Annotated in this window: 18 protein-coding genes; 9 read left to right on the top strand and 9 right to left on the bottom strand. The window is 53.9% G+C overall.

What is annotated here, in order from left to right:
* Window positions 1–94 precede the first annotated feature (94 nt).
* Together MXF20_RS09180 and MXF20_RS09175 are read left to right on the top strand one after the other, a co-directional pair.
* Window positions 95–511 carry a secondary thiamine-phosphate synthase enzyme YjbQ gene (locus MXF20_RS09180; protein ID WP_325968940.1) on the top strand — a complete coding sequence of 139 codons (417 nt, stop codon included), beginning with the start codon at window positions 95–97 and terminating at the stop codon, window positions 509–511.
* Between the two features lie 4 nt (window positions 512–515).
* A complete protein-coding gene (locus tag MXF20_RS09175) occupies window positions 516–872 on the top strand; it encodes an MmcQ/YjbR family DNA-binding protein (RefSeq protein WP_262264520.1) in 357 nt (118 codons plus the stop codon).
* On the opposite strand, the gene MXF20_RS09170 is transcribed toward MXF20_RS09175, so the two are convergent.
* Both MXF20_RS09170 and uvrA read right to left on the bottom strand, forming a co-directional pair.
* Entirely contained in the window at window positions 873–1,937 is a 1,065-nt protein-coding gene (locus MXF20_RS09170; RefSeq protein ID WP_325968938.1) for an NAD(P)-dependent alcohol dehydrogenase, read from the bottom strand.
* Between the two features lie 274 nt (window positions 1,938–2,211).
* Entirely contained in the window at window positions 2,212–5,040 is a 2,829-nt protein-coding gene (gene uvrA, locus MXF20_RS09165) for an excinuclease ABC subunit UvrA (RefSeq protein ID WP_325968937.1), read from the bottom strand.
* A 221-nt stretch (window positions 5,041–5,261) separates the two neighbouring features.
* On the opposite strand from uvrA, the gene ssb1 reads away from it, so the two are divergent.
* Complete coding sequence (gene ssb1 / locus MXF20_RS09160) at window positions 5,262–5,807, top strand: single-stranded DNA-binding protein SSB1 (RefSeq protein ID WP_325968936.1); 546 nt, start codon at window positions 5,262–5,264, stop codon at window positions 5,805–5,807.
* A 50-nt stretch (window positions 5,808–5,857) separates the two neighbouring features.
* Here ssb1 and MXF20_RS09155 read toward each other — a convergent pair whose 3' ends face one another.
* The 4 genes from MXF20_RS09155 to MXF20_RS09140 form a co-directional block, all read right to left on the bottom strand.
* The gene (locus tag MXF20_RS09155; RefSeq protein ID WP_325968934.1) at window positions 5,858–6,916 is read right to left on the bottom strand and encodes a hypothetical protein; all 1,059 of its coding nucleotides are present in this window, start codon (window positions 6,914–6,916) and stop codon (window positions 5,858–5,860) included.
* Window positions 6,917–6,948: 32 nt separating this feature from the next.
* Window positions 6,949–7,407: an RES family NAD+ phosphorylase gene (locus tag MXF20_RS09150; RefSeq protein WP_325968932.1), complete on the bottom strand. Its 459-nt coding sequence runs from the start codon at window positions 7,405–7,407 to the stop codon at window positions 6,949–6,951.
* The gene (locus MXF20_RS09145; protein ID WP_325968931.1) at window positions 7,404–7,847 is read right to left on the bottom strand and encodes an antitoxin Xre/MbcA/ParS toxin-binding domain-containing protein; all 444 of its coding nucleotides are present in this window, start codon (window positions 7,845–7,847) and stop codon (window positions 7,404–7,406) included. The genes MXF20_RS09150 and MXF20_RS09145 overlap by 4 nt, the downstream gene beginning before the upstream one ends.
* A gap of 73 nt (window positions 7,848–7,920) precedes the next feature.
* Complete coding sequence (locus MXF20_RS09140; protein ID WP_325968930.1) at window positions 7,921–8,448, bottom strand: isochorismatase family protein; 528 nt, start codon at window positions 8,446–8,448, stop codon at window positions 7,921–7,923.
* Between the two features lie 126 nt (window positions 8,449–8,574).
* Between MXF20_RS09140 and MXF20_RS09135 the strand changes: the two genes are divergently transcribed.
* Both MXF20_RS09135 and MXF20_RS09130 read left to right on the top strand, forming a co-directional pair.
* Window positions 8,575–9,405, top strand: a complete 831-nt coding sequence (locus tag MXF20_RS09135; RefSeq protein ID WP_325968929.1) for an AraC family transcriptional regulator — start codon at window positions 8,575–8,577, stop codon at window positions 9,403–9,405.
* 72 nt (window positions 9,406–9,477) lie between these two features.
* On the top strand, window positions 9,478–10,431 hold the full coding sequence (locus tag MXF20_RS09130) for a DMT family transporter (RefSeq protein WP_325968927.1): 954 nt from the start codon (window positions 9,478–9,480) through the stop codon (window positions 10,429–10,431).
* A gap of 910 nt (window positions 10,432–11,341) precedes the next feature.
* On the opposite strand, the gene MXF20_RS09125 is transcribed toward MXF20_RS09130, so the two are convergent.
* Window positions 11,342–11,737, bottom strand: a complete 396-nt coding sequence (locus MXF20_RS09125; protein ID WP_128599283.1) for a transposase — start codon at window positions 11,735–11,737, stop codon at window positions 11,342–11,344.
* Between the two features lie 527 nt (window positions 11,738–12,264).
* Between MXF20_RS09125 and MXF20_RS09120 the strand changes: the two genes are divergently transcribed.
* Window positions 12,265–13,521, top strand: a complete 1,257-nt coding sequence (locus MXF20_RS09120) for a polysaccharide biosynthesis C-terminal domain-containing protein (RefSeq protein ID WP_325968924.1) — start codon at window positions 12,265–12,267, stop codon at window positions 13,519–13,521.
* An 8-nt stretch (window positions 13,522–13,529) separates the two neighbouring features.
* The gene (locus tag MXF20_RS09115) at window positions 13,530–14,480 is read left to right on the top strand and encodes an ATP-grasp fold amidoligase family protein (protein WP_325968922.1); all 951 of its coding nucleotides are present in this window, start codon (window positions 13,530–13,532) and stop codon (window positions 14,478–14,480) included.
* Window positions 14,481–14,534: 54 nt separating this feature from the next.
* Here MXF20_RS09115 and MXF20_RS09110 read toward each other — a convergent pair whose 3' ends face one another.
* Together MXF20_RS09110 and soxS are read right to left on the bottom strand one after the other, a co-directional pair.
* Complete coding sequence (locus MXF20_RS09110; protein ID WP_325968921.1) at window positions 14,535–14,816, bottom strand: YjcB family protein; 282 nt, start codon at window positions 14,814–14,816, stop codon at window positions 14,535–14,537.
* Window positions 14,817–15,055: 239 nt separating this feature from the next.
* The gene (gene soxS / locus MXF20_RS09105) at window positions 15,056–15,484 is read right to left on the bottom strand and encodes a superoxide response transcriptional regulator SoxS (RefSeq protein WP_325968920.1); all 429 of its coding nucleotides are present in this window, start codon (window positions 15,482–15,484) and stop codon (window positions 15,056–15,058) included.
* Between the two features lie 100 nt (window positions 15,485–15,584).
* On the opposite strand from soxS, the gene soxR reads away from it, so the two are divergent.
* Entirely contained in the window at window positions 15,585–16,061 is a 477-nt protein-coding gene (gene soxR / locus MXF20_RS09100; RefSeq protein ID WP_325968919.1) for a redox-sensitive transcriptional activator SoxR, read from the top strand.
* Window positions 16,062–16,105: 44 nt separating this feature from the next.
* The gene (locus tag MXF20_RS09095) at window positions 16,106–16,774 is read left to right on the top strand and encodes a glutathione S-transferase (protein WP_325968918.1); all 669 of its coding nucleotides are present in this window, start codon (window positions 16,106–16,108) and stop codon (window positions 16,772–16,774) included.
* Window positions 16,775–16,976: the final 202 nt, after the last annotated feature.

Below are 16,976 nucleotides of genomic sequence, written 5' to 3'. Positions count from 1 at the left end.
AGAGCAAGCACTCTGCCGCTTTTTCCCGCTCAAGGGTTTACCTTTCGCCGACATGCTGCACACTTAAGTAAACTGTTTAACCCAGGAATGTGGCATGTGGCAGCAACAAACTCTCACGCTGAGCGCGAAGGCGCGCGGCTTTCATCTGATCACCGACGAGATTGTCGGCCAGCTTAACGGTTTAACGGACCTGCGCATCGGCCAGCTGCATCTGCTGTTGCAGCACACCTCCGCATCGCTGACGCTCAATGAAAATTGCGATCCGACGGTGCGCAGCGACATGGAACAGCATTTTTTGCGGCACGTACCGGAGGATGCGCCTTACCAGCACGACTATGAAGGCGCTGACGACATGCCCGCGCACATCAAATCGTCACTGCTTGGCGTATCGCTGCTGATTCCGGTCAGCCGCGGCAAACTGCTGCTCGGTACCTGGCAGGGCATCTGGCTGGGCGAGCATCGGGTACACGGCGGCGCGCGGCGCATCATCGCCACCTTACAAGGGGAATAAAAACATGAACACGTCGGATTTACTGACTTACTGCATGAGCAAGCCGGGCGCTTCACAAAGTTATAAAGATGAGTGGGACGCAACCCAGGTGAAAAGCGAGGGCGTGCTGTTTGCCATGGTGCACGACGTTGAAGGGCGACCGGCGCTGTCGCTGAAAACCTCGCCTGCGCTGGCGGAGTTATTACGCGATGAGCACCACGATGTGTTTCCCAGTGAACATCTCAATAAGTCGCACTGGAGCACGCTGTGGCTGGATGGATCGCTGAAGGATTCGCAAATCTACTATCTGGTCGATGCATCGTGGCAACAGGCTGACGCCACGCGCGCGGCGGGCGTCAGCCATGATGATGAGACGCGCTGATTAAGCCGCAGGCTCTTCACGCAGGGTGTTGATATCAATCACGAAGCGGTATTTCACGTCGCTTTTCAGCATGCGCTCGTAGGCGTCGTTGATTTGGTTCATAGCGATCAGCTCGATATCCGAAGTGATACCGTGCTTGCCGCAGAAATCCAGCATCTCCTGGGTTTCGGCGATACCACCAATCAGAGAACCGGCAATGCTGCGACGTTTGAGGATCAGGTTAAACACCTGCGGTGCCGGGTGATCGTGCTCCGGTGCGCCGACCAGCGTCATATTACCATCGCGCTTCAGCAGGGCGATAAACGGGTTGAGATCGTGCTGCGCGGCAACGGTGTTAAGGATGAAGTCGAAGCTGTTGGCGTGCTGCGCCATCTGGTCAGCATCTTTCGAGATCACCACTTCGTCAGCGCCGAGGCGTTTGCCATCTTCAATTTTTGACGGTGAGGTGGTGAACAGCACCACGTGCGCGCCCATGGCATGCGCGATCTTCACGCCCATATGACCGAGGCCGCCCAGACCAACGATACCGACTTTTTTGCCGGGACCGACATTCCAGTGGCGCAGCGGGGAATAGGTGGTGATACCGGCGCACAGCAGCGGCGCAACGCCCGCCAGATCGAGGTTTTCCGGTACGCGCAGCACAAAGCTTTCATCCACCACCATGCTGGTGGAGTAACCGCCGTAGGTGATGGCGCCGGTTTCACGATCCTGGCCGTTGTAGGTGCCAACAAAGCCGTTTTCGCAGTACTGCTCCAGTCCTTCCTGACAGCTTGGGCAGCTGCGGCAGGAGTCGACCATACAGCCAACGCCGACTAAATCACCGACCTGATATTTGTGGGTGTGCGCGCCCACGGCGGTGACGCGACCGACGATTTCATGGCCTGGCACCACCGGGTATACGGTGTTACGCCATTCGTTGCGCGCCTGGTGCAGGTCAGAGTGGCAGACGCCACAGTACAACACTTCAATCTGCACATCATGAGCGCGCAGTTCGCGCGGCTTATAATCGAACGGGGCGAGTTTGGCTTTCGCGTCCTGTGCGGCATAGGCATGCGTAATATTCATGGTGTCTCCAGTCGGATGTGTCGTGAGTGTTTTTTGCGAGGGGTCCGTGCAGTGATGACACTGAAGGACAAAAGCGCGTTAGCGGCGCCAAAAGGAACGCAGTAAGAATAGTCAGCGGGACGCGATGCGTATATGCCTGAAGTTGTCTGTTTCTTGCCTGTTTCTGCATTTACTAAGGCATTCAGACTATTGCACCGGCTGGTGAACAGCCGGAACGGTGAGCGGTAGTGAGTGCAAAAAAACGCGCCGCAACAGTCAGTGCGGCGCGGTAAACCTACTTTTTCAGCATCGGCTTGAGGAAGCGAGCAGTATGCGATTTTTCGCACTGCGCCACGGTTTCCGGCGTGCCGGCCACCAGGATTTCACCGCCGCCGCTGCCGCCTTCCGGACCGAGATCGACAATCCAGTCAGCGGTTTTGATCACGTCGAGGTTGTGCTCAATCACCACGATGGTATTGCCCTGATCGCGCAGCTGATGCAGCACTTCCAGCAGCTGCTGGATGTCGGCAAAATGCAGGCCGGTGGTTGGCTCATCCAGAATGTACAGCGTCTGACCGGTGCCGCGCTTCGACAGCTCGCGTGCCAGCTTGACGCGCTGCGCTTCACCACCGGATAGTGTGGTCGCCGACTGGCCAAGACGAATATACGACAGGCCAACATCAATCAGCGTCTGCAGCTTACGTGCCAGCGCAGGCACCGCATCAAAGAACTCACGCGCTTCTTCGATGGTCATCTCCAGCACTTCATGGATGCTCTTGCCTTTGTATTTAATCTCCAGCGTTTCGCGGTTATAGCGTTTGCCTTTGCACTGATCGCACGGCACATAAATGTCCGGCAGGAAGTGCATCTCGACCTTAATCACGCCGTCGCCCTGACAGGCTTCACAGCGGCCGCCGCGCACGTTAAAGCTAAAGCGACCCGGGTTGTAGCCGCGCGAACGCGATTCCGGCACGCCGGCAAACAGCTCACGCACCGGCGTAAAAATACCGGTGTAAGTGGCCGGGTTTGAACGTGGCGTACGGCCGATCGGGCTCTGATCGATGTCGATCACTTTGTCGAAATGTTCCAGCCCGGCGATCTCACGATACGGTGCGGCTTCACCGCTGGTGGCACCGTTCAGCTGGCGCTGCGCAATCGGGAACAGCGTATCGTTAATCAGCGTCGATTTACCCGATCCGGACACGCCGGTGATACAGGTAAACAGGCCAACCGGAATCGTCAGCGTGACGTCTTTAAGGTTGTTACCGCGCGCGCCGCTCAGCTTCAGCACTTTGGACGGATCGCCTTTCACCCGTTCTGCGGGCACGGCGATTTCACGCTTGCCGCTGAGGAACTGGCCGGTGAGAGAATCTTCGTGCGCCATGATGGCATGCACGTCACCTTCCGCGACTACCTGGCCGCCGTGCACGCCAGCCCCCGGACCGATATCGATAATATGGTCAGCGGCGCGAATCGCGTCTTCATCATGCTCAACCACGATCACGGTGTTACCAAGATCGCGCAGGTGAATCAGCGTCGACAGCAGACGCTCGTTGTCGCGCTGATGCAGACCGATAGACGGTTCATCCAGCACGTACATGACGCCAACCAGGCCGGCACCGATCTGGCTCGCCAGACGAATACGCTGCGCCTCACCGCCGGACAGCGTTTCCGCTGAACGCGACATTGACAGATAATTCAGGCCGACGTTGACCAGGAAGCTCAGGCGATCGCCAATTTCCTTCAGCACTTTTTCGGCGATTTTAGCGCGCTGGCCGCTCAGCTTCAGGTTGCGGAAGAAATCCATGGCGTGACCGATGCTCATATCCGAGATGGTCGGCAGGTTGGTATCTTCCACAAACACATGGCGCGCTTCACGACGCAGGCGCGTACCTTCGCAGCTGGCGCAGGCGCGGTTGCTGATGAACTTCGCCAGCTCTTCGCGCACCGCGTTGGATTCCGTCTCTTTGTAACGGCGCTCCATGTTGTGCAGCACGCCTTCGAACGGATGACGACGCACCGAGGTATCGCCGCGATCGTTAATGTATTTGAACTCAATATTCTCTTTGCCGGAGCCGTACAGAATTACCTCGCGCGCTTTGTCGCTCAGGCTATTGAACGGCGCTTCGACATCGAAATTCAGATGTTCCGCCAGCGAGCGCAGCATCTGGAAATAGTAGAAGTTACGGCGATCCCAGCCGCGAATGGCGCCACCGGCCAGCGACAGCTCCGGGTTTTGCACGACGCGATCGGGATCGAAATATTGCTGAACGCCAAGGCCGTCACAGGTCGGGCAGGCACCGGCCGGGTTGTTGAACGAGAACAGGCGCGGCTCCAGCTCGCGCATGCTGTAACCGCATACCGGACAGGCAAAGTTGGCCGAGAACAGCATCTCTTCGCTGTCAGGATCGTCCATATCCGCGACGATCGCCGTGCCGCCGCTCAGTTCCAGCGTGGTTTCAAAGGATTCGGCCAGACGCGTCGCCAGATCGTCGCGCACGCGGAAACGATCGATCACCACTTCAATGGTGTGTTTCTTTTGCAGCTCCAGCTTCGGCGGATCCGACAGATCGCACACTTCGCCATCGATACGCGCGCGGATGTAACCTTGTGCCGCCAGATTCTCCAGCGTTTTGGTGTGTTCACCTTTGCGATCTTTTACCACCGGCGCCAGCAGCATCAGGCGACGGCCTTCATCCTGTGCCAGAACCTGATCGACCATCTGACTGACGGTTTGTGCCGCCAGCGTGACGTTATGATCCGGGCAGCGCGGCTCGCCCACGCGGGCAAACAGCAGGCGCAGGTAGTCATGAATTTCCGTAATGGTGCCGACGGTCGAGCGCGGGTTATGCGACGTCGATTTCTGCTCAATGGAAATGGCGGGCGACAGACCCTCGATGTGGTCAACGTCCGGTTTCTCCATTAAGGAAAGAAACTGGCGCGCATAGGCAGAGAGTGATTCAACATAGCGGCGCTGGCCTTCGGCATACAGCGTATCAAACGCCAGCGAAGACTTACCGGAACCCGACAGACCGGTCACTACAATAAGCTTGTCGCGTGGGATGATCAGGTTGATATTCTTCAAATTATGGGTGCGAGCACCGCGGACTTCAATCTTATCCATTCACCTTTCCCGGATTAAGCAACGCTCGCCATGCCTTGCCAGCATGACCAGCAGAAACGCATCATTATGGCACAAAAAATAAACTGAATAAATATCCAGTGTTTTTGCTATCCTGTTACGGCCGAAAAACTGGAACCCCGCTCGAAAGTGGGAAGCGTCATTGTGACGTGATACAATTTTTCGCTTAGACTTTTAGCATCAACTCATCGGGAGACAGCAACATGGCCAGTCGTGGCGTAAACAAAGTGATTCTTGTCGGGAATCTGGGTCAGGATCCGGAAGTGCGCTACATGCCGAATGGTGGCGCGGTAGCCAACATTACGCTGGCCACGTCAGAGAGCTGGCGCGACAAGCAAACCGGTGAAAACAAAGAGATCACCGAATGGCACCGCGTCGTGCTGTTCGGCAAGCTGGCCGAAGTGGCGGGCGAGTACCTGCGTAAAGGTTCGCAGGTCTACATTGAAGGCCAGCTGCGCACCCGTAAATGGCAGGATCAGAGCGGCCAGGACAAATACACCACCGAAGTGGTGGTGAACGTGGGCGGCACCATGCAGATGCTGGGCGGCCGTCAGCAGGGCGGCAACGGCGGTGGCGCACCTATGGGCGGCCAGGGCGGCGGCAACAACAATAACGGCTGGGGCCAGCCGCAGCAGCCGCAGGGTGGCGGTAACCAGTTCAGCGGCGGCGCGCAACAGCGTCCCCAGCAGCAGAGCGCACCGGCGAACAACGAGCCACCAATGGATTTCGACGACGACATCCCGTTCTGATTTTCATTGATTTTTTAGCCCTCGCTTCTGCGAGGGTTTTTTATTATTTTCTATTTAATTATTGCGTTGAAATTATCCAGTGCATTTTTCTTAAGGTTTTCAAAGTTACTTGTAATGATGTCTTTCTTGTTTTTTATTTCAGATATTTCGAAATAAGGTTTTTCTTTAAGGCATGTTAGTCTTGAACTATACCAATTTTTATTTTTATGTGTAAAAACACGATATTCACCTTCATTTAGTAGAAGGTAATATTTCTCTCCTTCTCCTGCAAGCATCATTGATGCACCATTACATTTAAATGTTTCTGTAGCATCCACGGGAATACTGATGTTTAGAGCAGTGTTAAATACTGGTTTTAAGTTAGATATTATTATTAATAGAGTGACAAAGGCTGTCATGGTTAGTGGAATAAAAAGAGGGGATGAGTCTCTAATAATAATGATGTCTTTTTTATTGACGTTGGTGCTGGTTTCTTCAAAGAAAAATAAAGCTACCCCTGCAGAGGCAACTGCCAGTGAAACATATGTTATGAGAATCAAGCCTGCATAGAGAATGACACAAAAGCGTGATGCAGTCTGGTCATAAGTTAAATCGGCAATATTCATAAAATCATGTCTGGCTTGCGCATAGGCGTAGAAGGAGCCTGCAATCCAGCCGATTTTAACTATCCATGAGGTGGCACTTTTGTAGTGCTGGTTGTAGATGTTGCTTTCAGAAAGGAAGACGCTGGAAGAAAGGAAAAGTAATACTGTCGAGCTTAGTAACAATAAAAGTGAAACTGTTTTTTCGGTCTGAAAAAGATAAGATAAGATAGCACAGAAAAAAATAATTGAAGAATAAAGTGCTAATACAATGCTGGAGTTGTATTGCGTTATTATCTTTCTGTGCTTAGGGTTCTTAATAATGCCTTTGTGGGGTGGGGTTCTGAAAAATCCTTTGGCCATAAATGTAAAAAAAATGATCAGCGAAAATAAAAACAATACTAACGCTGTTATGCTTCTTTTAGCTGTTTCTGTTTTGGCTAAAAAAGTTATTGATATACAAAAGTAATAAATGGCTGCGTAGTAAAAGTAAATTATTCTTTTAGCAGCTAATTTTGCTGTTTTCATTCAATGTCCTTTTCTGCGAGGAAAAATCATCCTTATATAAGGCGTCGATCAAAGACAAAAGGTAACTCTTTCACTCTGGTAAGAGCGCTTTTAAAAGAATGATGAAGCGGATTTAATATTGCGTTGTTTTCCATCGGGATAATCGTGGAAGGTAACATCAGCGCGGCACCTTCAGCGGATTGCAGCCAACCGGTGCCGAGATCCATTGTCGACAGTGGCGCTGGATCATGACGCCAGTCCGGCGGTAAAAATGCTTCAGCAAGATAGGCAACTTCAGCATCCGGAATGTCGATACTGAATAAGGTGTATTCATCCAGCACCGACTCTCTTCCGATATGGACCAGCACTTCCAGTGCTGCGAGTGACACCGACGTGGCAACATAAACGGTGGGATAGCCTTTATGATTCCAGCGTCCACCATACTGTTTTGCGCCATAACCGGACCAGGCTTCAGCCGCATATTGGCTCTTCGTCAGCCGATAAAAAATCATGAGAAAACACCGTGCTCCAGTCGGCCAATCAGATCGAGCACATCCAGCGCACCGCTTTCCGTCGTCAGTAAGGTGATGGGCGCAACATTGCCTAGTCCTTTCACCGGTCGGCTCAGCCACTGGGTGGCCTCTTCTTTATTACCAGCAAAAAGCTGAACGGCGGCATCCATCACGCGGACGAAGCGGGCGACACGTTCACTTTCGTCGGGTGAAAGACTTTTACCCGTGCTTTTACGTCGGGCAATGTTGCGTTCATTAATCCCTGTGACCTTCATGATTTCGGCGCGCGTCATGGCCGACCAGTGACGGATATCATCAATGACGGCCACCGGCAAACCGGCTTCCAGCATACGCGTTAACTCAATACCACGTGGAGGTAGGCCAGCAACCCGCCACAGCGCGTTGTCATTGGCTTGGGGCTGAGGAATATAAGCTCGCATCTGAGAAACTCCATACAGACAAGTGTCATGTTCTATTATTGACACTTGTCAGATAATTTCAATGGCGCAACCCTTAATGCGCGCGCCACTCCCGCAGTAATTCTTCCGTGGTTTTAACCCGCACCGGATTGCCCGGCATGATCAAATCCGCCCACACTTCGTTGTGCTGATGAATCAGCTGCTGCGCTGACACATAAGTGCGATCGGCGGTGGTATGTGCGTCGGCGGCCACGGTGATGTGATAGCCAAGGCTGGCCCCGACTTTGATGGTGGTGTCGACGCAGTAATCGGTGGCGCAGCCGCAAATGACGAAGCTGTCGACCTGATGCTGTTCAAGCAGCGCCGCAAGCCCGGTCTGCCAGAAGCTGTCGCAGGCGGTTTTGTTAACATAAAGCGCGTCGGCCGGCTGTTCCAGTTCGGCGACAATCTGCCAGTCTGCAGAGTCGACGGCTAAATCCGGCCCGCTATGCTGAATAAAAATCACCTGATCGGCGGCGGCCATCAGCTGATTAATGCGGCCGCAGCGCCCGTCGCGGTCGTAACGCGGCGTTGCCAGCACGCCATTTTGCATATCCACTACCATTACCACCCGTTGTGCCATTGTCGCCTCCTTTATAAGTCAGGCACCAGTGTCGCGCTGAAGTGGCACGCGCGTAAAGCGATTGGGCTTTGCTTTTTTCGTGCGCGCCGCGCATGCTTACTGCCTGATTGCGTGTGGAGGTGAGTGGTGACGGTGGTTCCTGAAGTCTTTCCCTGTGAGCAGGATCGTGCGCAGTTTCAACACTTTGCTGAGCTGCCGGGCATTGAGCTTTATCAGGCGCACATCTCCCGCTACGCTTTTGAGCCGCATACCCACGAAGCCTTCGGGATTGGCACCATCGAATCCGGTGCGCAGCGCTTTCGCTACCGCGGCACCAATTATGTCGCGCCGATGCATTCGCTGGTGATGATGAATCCTGACGAACTGCACACCGGGGAATCGGCCTGCGCCGAAGGCTGGCGTTATCGCATGATCTATATCGATCCGGCGGAGATGGATCGGCTAACCGGCGATCGCAACTGGTGGTTCAGCGATGCGCTGCGCACCGATGCGCGTCTGGCACAACCTTTCTCCCAGGCGCTGGCACAGATGTGGCAGGCGCAAAGCGCGCTGGAGCGGCAGGGCGCGCTGCTGGATCTGCTGGAATGGCTGCGTCCGCTGGCGCAGCAGGGCGTTGCGCGGCCACGCGAAGGCGCCCACCGTTTTGATGTGGTGAAAGCCTGGCTGCGAGACAATCTGGCAGAACCGGTGCGGCTGGAGGAGCTGGCGGCGCTGGTGTCGCTGTCGCCGTGGCATTTTCTGCGTAGTTTCAAACAACACTTTCACGTCACGCCCCATCAAATGCTGATGGCATTCCGCCTGTTCGAAGCCAAACAGCGGCTGGCGCAGGGCGAGGGAGCGGCCAGCGTGGCGGCGGCGGTTGGCCTCACCGATCAGGCGCACCTGACGCGCGCGTTTGCCCATCGCTACGGCATCACGCCTGGGCGCTATCAAAAACAGGTATTTAGCGGCCGTTAACCGCAATCTGCTACAAGCCTTTCGCCATTTCCTGCGCCACACTGTGGCGGATTGAAGATAAAGGAAAGGTGTATGTTTGCAGGAATAGTGTTTGCCCTCGCGGCGGGGCTGATGTGGGGCATGATTTTCGTCGGGCCGCTGTTGATCCCCGGCTATCCGGGCGCGTTACAATCGGCGGGCCGCTATGTTGCCTTTGGTCTGGTGGTGCTGCCACTGGCGTGGCTCAGCCGGCGGCGGCTTAAACAGCTGACGCGGCCGGACTGGATGGAAGCCGTAAAACTGTCGCTGGTGGGCAATCTGCTGTATTACGCCTGCCTGGCCAGCGCGATTCAGCGCACCGGGGCACCGGTCTCCACCATGATCATCGGCACGCTGCCGGTGGTGATCACCGTTACCGCTAACCTCTGTTATGGCCACCTCGAAGGGCGACTGCCGTGGCGCCGCCTGATGCCCGCGCTGGTGATCATTGCTGTCGGGCTGGGCTGCGTCAACGCGGCGGAGTTGCACGGGCAGGGACCGGCATTCGATCTCTGGAACTACCTCGCTGGTCTGCTGCTGGCGGTGCTGGCGATGGCGTGCTGGACCTGGTATCCGCTGCGCAATGCGCGCTGGCTGCGCGAACATCCGCAGCATCGGCCGTCAAGCTGGGCCACTGCGCAGGGGCTGGTAACGCTGCCGCTGGCGCTGGTGTTTTATGGGTTAGTAAGCCTGCAGATTCACTGGCAGCAGCCTGACTTTGCGCTGCCGTTTGGTCCGCAGCCGGCACGCTTCATCTGGCTGATGCTGGCAATCGGTTTATTCTGCTCATGGCTGGCTGCGCTGTGCTGGAATGCGGCCAGTCAGCGCTTACCCACGGTGGTGATGGGACCGCTCATCGTCTTCGAAACGCTGTCTGGCCTGCTGTGGACCTTTATTTACCGCCAGAGCTGGCCACCGTTGCTCACCGGTATAGGTATCGGCTGCCTGATTGTTGGGGTGATTTACGCCATGCGCATTAAGCCGCAGCGGCTGACGTCGCTTTCCTGACCCGCCTTTCGCTGCTGAGTTAACCGCTCAGCAGCGCTTTCTCCTGATATTTTAGGAATTTGACCAGGCGTAAAATCCGTTCACACGGCACATTCCCGGCCAGAACGCGCAGGCGATATAACCGACCGGCGGTGCTGCAGCCCGGTTTTCATTCCCTTCCGCTATAAAATCTCCGGTATTCATCGCGGTTTTACCACGCTCAACGTCAGCGTTTAGCGATCCGGATGGATAAAAACCGCCGGTAGCGGGCAAGCTAACGTTGATTTACGACGAAAAAACGCGCCGGATCAGCGGGTTTTTACCCGGCTGTGGCACTGAAAATGCAGTCTGATAAACCACTTTAGCCTTAAGCGGTACCCGCTGGGTTAAGAATGATTCCCGACTGGCGCGCAAAAAAAAGATTAAAGCTGGCGATGAATTTAAACGCAGTATTTAGCGCAGGTAACCGTTTTTAGGCCATATAGTTTAAACCTCATAACGTATTTTAACCGGAGTATTCCTGGTGTGGTTTAAGAGTTACCCGACTAGCGCGAATGACCAAAGCGATCATAACCGCAGCGGCCAGATCCAGTTAAAAACAGAGCGAATGTGTGAACGGTTACACGCTGTTGTTCATTAACGCTTAACAGAATTGTCTGTGATCAGGTCTGATTATTAGTAATAGTGAAGTAATAGACGAAGCGCCAATCTCACACAAATGAGATTGGGCTTGGTCTAAATGGCTTGAAAAGCGGAGCTTTTGCTGGTGTGAATCAATTTTACCGCAAAAAAGGAAGTGATTCCGTGATGGCATTCATCAGGAAAAAGTGGTTCGAATTGTTATGTAGCGAATGCCGAATTTAATGATCTTCATCTCTTCTGGTAAGAACAAATCTCAGCATTAAGTCATATAACATCGGCCTCAATGGTATTAGCGATTATCGGAGCCAGACGGATAATGATAAACGCTACGGCTAATATCCAGTAAACGACAGCTACGACGGGTGCCAATGTCGAAAGTGGTTTGCAGGAAGTTGACCGCCTGACGCTTTTCATTCGTGGTGAAGAAGTTTTTCAGCACGCTTTGCAGCATCTCCTTATCAGAGCTCAGAGCCTGCAGTTCGCGCGTAAGGTTCTGCAGTTTATCCTCCAACTCTTTGATTTTTCTTCCTTCCTCAGAGGAAAGCCCGGAGAACTTCTTCTTCCAGCTGTAGAAGGTGGCCTCGGAAATGCCCAGCTCCTCACAAATCTCCCTGACTTTCACTCCCGTTTCAGAAGCTTTAATGGCATTTGTGATTTGCTCTTCGCTATATCGTGACTTTCTCATAAATGCTCTTACCTTTCTTATCAATTAGTGGATGAGAATTACTGTATTAATATCTGGTACTGCAAAAACGGTATTAATGCAGTATTAAAGTGCGCGATTAGAATTGCGAGGGTTAAATTAAGTTATTTAGAATAAATATCATCATGGGATAAATCTTATTTTATTCTGAATGCCATTGAACGCCTTCCTGGTGCTGGGTTTTTGATATAGATTCATTCCATCCCAAATGCAGAAAAATACGACAATCATTGGAAATTCGGCATAGCCTGCTTGCAAAAAAATCAGGATGTGCCTGTGAACTTTTGTCCTGAATTCGGGTTGAAATCGTTTACATCCATCGGGCTTCGCGCCAGGTTTAATCGGAATTTTCCTGAATTTAATCGCTAAACTCTGATGCGAGTCTCATTTTTCGGACCAGCCTGGTTTGAAGTTATTAAATTGTGTCAGGCCCACTGAGCGCTTGTTAATTCATTTCAAGGACGTTGTACCGAAAAGCAGTTGCTGTAAGTAATACTAAGGACCAGTCAATGAAATTGAGCGTAATGTCTAATGCCGCCTGGATGATGTCTGAGAAGATCGTCTCGGTATTCGGCGTCATATTTGTGACCTCCTACGTGGCAAAATCCTTTGGCCCCACGGTGTTTGGCCAAATGGCGTTTTCGACCTCGCTGTTCTCCATGGTGCAAACCGTGGCGATTTTTGGCACCGAAACCATCCTGTTTAAGCGCATAAGCAAAAGTGCGCCGAAAGGCCTGCGACTGATGACCGTGGCGCGGACGATGCGCCTGGTGCTGCTGTTGCTGACATCCATCCCGGTGTTGATTTGGGTCTGGTACAACATGCAGGAAAACTTCCTTGCGTTTGCACTGGCCTCGTTTATCTCGTCGGTGTTTGTCACTCAGGATACGTTCAGCGTCTACAACAATGCGCGGCTGGCGTCGCGGCTCAATACCGTTGCCAATTCGGCTGGTCTGCTGCTGGGCTTTGCCCTGAGCTTCACCATCGCCTGGCTGCACCTGAACCCGTTGTGGCTCACCGCCTCGATTGTCATCGTTACGCTGGTGCCGTATGCCATCAAGCGCATCAATTTCTACCGCGAGAATCAGGATCTGGCGCCGCCACAGGACAAACGCAGCACTTACCTGCGCTACCTGATGTATGCCGGCCTGCCGCTGGCCATCTCCAGCATCTTTATCTCGGTGCAGGTGAAAGCGGCGCAGATGTTCCTCGCGGGCATCGCTTCGGCGCGCGATCTTGGCCTGTTCGCCGCCGCGAATACCATTTCGGCTTCCTGGATTTTTATCCCGGTTGCCATCATCACTTCCTGCTTCTCGGAGATTTTCCGCGAGCGTGGAGCAGCCGCGATCAAGCTCACCGCGCGGCTGAACGGCTATGTCATGGGAGTTTCATTGCTGTTATTAGCGGTGATCGCCTTGTACGGCGAAAAAATCATCATCGCTTTATATGGTCACGAGTACACACAGTCCGGAAGTCTCATTACGTTACTGTCGTTAGCAACCTGCTTTTCGGCAATGGGGACCGTCGCTTATCGCTACATGGTGAAAGAAGGCGGGTTTAACTATCTGTTGAAGAAGATTCTCTGCCTGATGGTTATCAGCCTGCCGCTGTCGTGGTGGCTGATCCAGGGCTACGGCATCATGGGTGCCGCCTGGAGCGTCTTCATCACTGAATTACTGTCCCTGACCGTAATGAATTACTTCTTCAAAAACGGCGTCATCCAAAAAATTCAGGTTTCCTCACTCAACTACAAAACCTACAAATGAGGTCAGATATGATCAGGTTGAAAGACGAACTCAGAAGAAGCGTACAGTATTTCATCAAAAAGATGCCCTGGGCGTATCAGGATCGCATCTACTACTTTCACAAATTCCGTAAGCTGCCGAACCTGCGCCAGCCGAAGGTGTTCAATGAGAAAGTGCTGTACCGCAAATTCGTTTACGGCGACTACCAGTGCTATGGCCGCCTGTCTGACAAGTATTCGGTGCGTGAATATATCGCCGAGAAGGTGGGCAGCGAGTATCTGATTCCGCTGGTTTATGAGACCAGCGATCCGCACTCGCTGCATACGTTGTCGAGCTGGAAGAACACGGTGATTAAGCCAAATCACGGCTCAAACATGGTGGAAATCCTGCTGGAAGAGCCGGATGCGCTGAAGAAACAGCAGATCATCAGCGACTGTCAGCGCTGGCTGAAGACCGACTTCGCCAATGAGGCGCGCGAGATTCACTATCGCTACATCAAGCCGCGCATCCTGGTGGAAAAGTACATCGGTGACGGTAAAACCGCGCCGATCGATTACAAATTTCACATGTTCAACAAGCGCGACGGCAATTTTGAATATGTGCTGCAGGTGATCTACAACCGCTGTAATCCGCTGCTGTCGATGAACTTTTACGTCAACAATCTTAATGAGGCGTATCACAAGATTCGCGATACCGGGCTGGATGTGACGCCATTGCTGCCGCAGCTGCAGCACGCGCTGGCGCTGAGCAAAACGCTGGCCAGCGACTTCGACTATGTGCGCGTTGACTGGTACATCGACGGCGAGCAGATCTACTTCGGGGAGCTGACGTTTACGCCGGGCGCCGGGCTGGTCACCGGGCTGGATCGCGGGCTCAATCAGATGATGGGTGATATGTGGATTCAGGATCGTCGCGATACGCAGAGATCGGACGTCACGGTGCCGGAAGTGCCACTTCCTGCCGTATTGAAGAAAATTTGAAATCACACAGCAAAATAAAAAACCCCGCTTAGCGGGGTTTTTTATGCGCCGCGTTTACGGCATTGGCCAGTCGGCTGGCGTCTGGCTCATCACCTGAATAAACGTTTCTTTGGTGATGGACATGAAGTTATGCACGTTTTCCATGCTCAGCGTGATGCCGAGCAGGCCGGTCACGAACCAGCAGGACATGGCCACGCCCAGGCCGCCGCACATCAGCGCCATCACATGATGACTGTTCTGACGCAGTTTAATTTTCATGGTGCTGGCGAGAAACATCATTACCGCGCTGAGCAATTCCCAACGCATGACGATCAGACTGGTAGTTAACGTGGCCATCGGCGAAAAACCTCTTCAAATCAGTAATATCCCTGACATTCATCGGACATCACTGGCGGCAGACAAGGGAGGTCAGGGAAGCCCTTCTGTCGTCTTCATACAGCTTGAATCTGTGACTTGGGTCACATTATATCACTGGATTTGAAAATTTGAACAAAATTTAGGCCGGACAGGGCAGGCGATGATATGAAGGGAGAAGAGGGAGAAAGAAAGGCGCGCCCACGCGGGGCGCACTGACTTCAGCGTACCGGGCAGCACTCGCCGGTGGTGCGCTGGGCAAAGCTGTTCATGCCTTCGCTGCAGTCAAAGTTGACCAGACGCGGACGCTGCACCATCGCCTGGCGACGCATGCTGTGGCGGTAAGCGGTCGGGGTTTGCGAGAACTGACGGCGGAACACGCGCGAAAAGGTCTGCTGCGAGTCGTAACCGTACTGCATGGCAATATCGAATACCGGACGCTGCGTCTGCCGCAGCGCTTCGGCGGCCAGCGTGAGACGGCGTTCACGAATGTAACCACCCAGCGTCTGTTTCGTGACGGTACGGAACATACGCTGCAGGTGCCACTTTGAGTAACCCGATTTAGCCGCCACTTCATCAATCGACAGAGCTTTATCCAGATTCTGATCGATCCAGTGAGTCAGTGAATGAATGATTTCCTGTTGCATCATAGCCTGATCCTTCTGCAAGGTTATCGCCTGGTGTTGAAATTCGCTGTTTTGCTGGGTTGCGAGTATAATTCCTCAAGTTAACTTGAGGTAAAGGCCCTGAATGAAAAAAGATCGCAATTACCCAAAACCGGTGCTGACGCCGGGCGAAGTGGCGAAGCGCAGCGGCGTGGCGGTGTCGGCGCTGCACTTTTATGAAAGCAAAGGCTTGATCAGCAGTACGCGCAATGGTGGCAATCAGCGCCGCTACAGCCGTGACGTGCTGCGCCGCGTGGCCATCATCAAAATCGCGCAGCGCATCGGGATTCCGCTGGCGACGGTCAGCGACAGCCTGATGCACGTGCCGGCGAATAAGCGCATGTCGACGCAGGAGTGGGACGCGCTGACGCAGCACTGGCGCGAAGAGCTGGATAAGCGCATCGAAACCCTGACGCGTCTGCGCAACGATCTGGACGGCTGTATCGGCTGCGGCTGCCTGTCGATGCGTGACTGCCCGCTGCGCAATCCGGGTGACCGGCTCGGACAGCAGGGCTCCGGCGCAGTGCTGCTCGATCCGCAACAGGACGAGCCGCAGCGTTAATCCGCTATACTAGTTGCCAACCCTTTAGCTGCAAGGAATCGCGCATGATTACCGTTCACCATCTGGAAAACTCCCGCTCGCATCGGGTGCTGTGGCTGCTGGAAGAACTGGCGGTGCCGTATCAAATCAAACGCTATCAGCGGGAAAACACCCTGCTGGCACCGGACGAATTAAAGAAAGTGCATCCGCTGGGTAAGTCGCCGGTGATTACCGATGGCAATCGGGTGATCGCCGAATCGGGTGCCATCCTCGAATATCTGCAGCTGAAGTATGACAGCGAGCACCTGCTGGCGCTGCATGATGAAGAGGAGCAAATTCAGGCGCGCTACTGGCTGCACTATGCTGAGGGCTCACTGATGCCGCTGCTGGTGATGAAGCTGGTGTTTGCTCAGTTCGGTAAAAAGCCGGTGCCGTGGCTGCTGCGCCCGGCTGGTGTGGCGCTGAGCAAAGGCATTCAGAAAGCGTGGCTGAACAAGCAGCTGGCGTTACACGGGCGAGTGATTGAGCAGCACCTGAGCCAGCAGCGCTTTTTTGCCGGTTCACGCTTTAGTATTGCCGATGTGCAGATGAGTTTTCCGCTGCTGGCGCTGCAAATGCGCGGTGCGCTGGGCGAGATGCCCGCCACGGCGCGCTGGCTGGAGAGTATGCAGCAACGGGCCGCGTGGCAGCGTGCGCTGGAGCAGGGCGGCCCAATCCAGTTCAATAACGGTTAAGACGCACCGTTAACGCTGCAGATCAGCATGCCGCGACGCGCTGTCGCGGCACTGTAGCAAACCGCCTGAAATGTCAGCCTTTTTCATCCGTTATTTCCTGCCTGCACCAGCGAAACGCCAGCTGCAACCGCGCCAGAGCTGGGTATTATCCTGCCCGCCAGGTGATTAGCAGTTGAAAACGCCACCCTAAACGCCAGATAAT

It is taken from the genome of Pantoea dispersa, assembly GCF_035783935.1.
GTDB lineage: Bacteria > Pseudomonadota > Gammaproteobacteria > Enterobacterales > Enterobacteriaceae > Pantoea > Pantoea dispersa_C.
The sequence above is the reverse complement of the archived record's forward strand: the minus strand, read 5'-3'. Positions and strand labels throughout refer to the sequence as shown.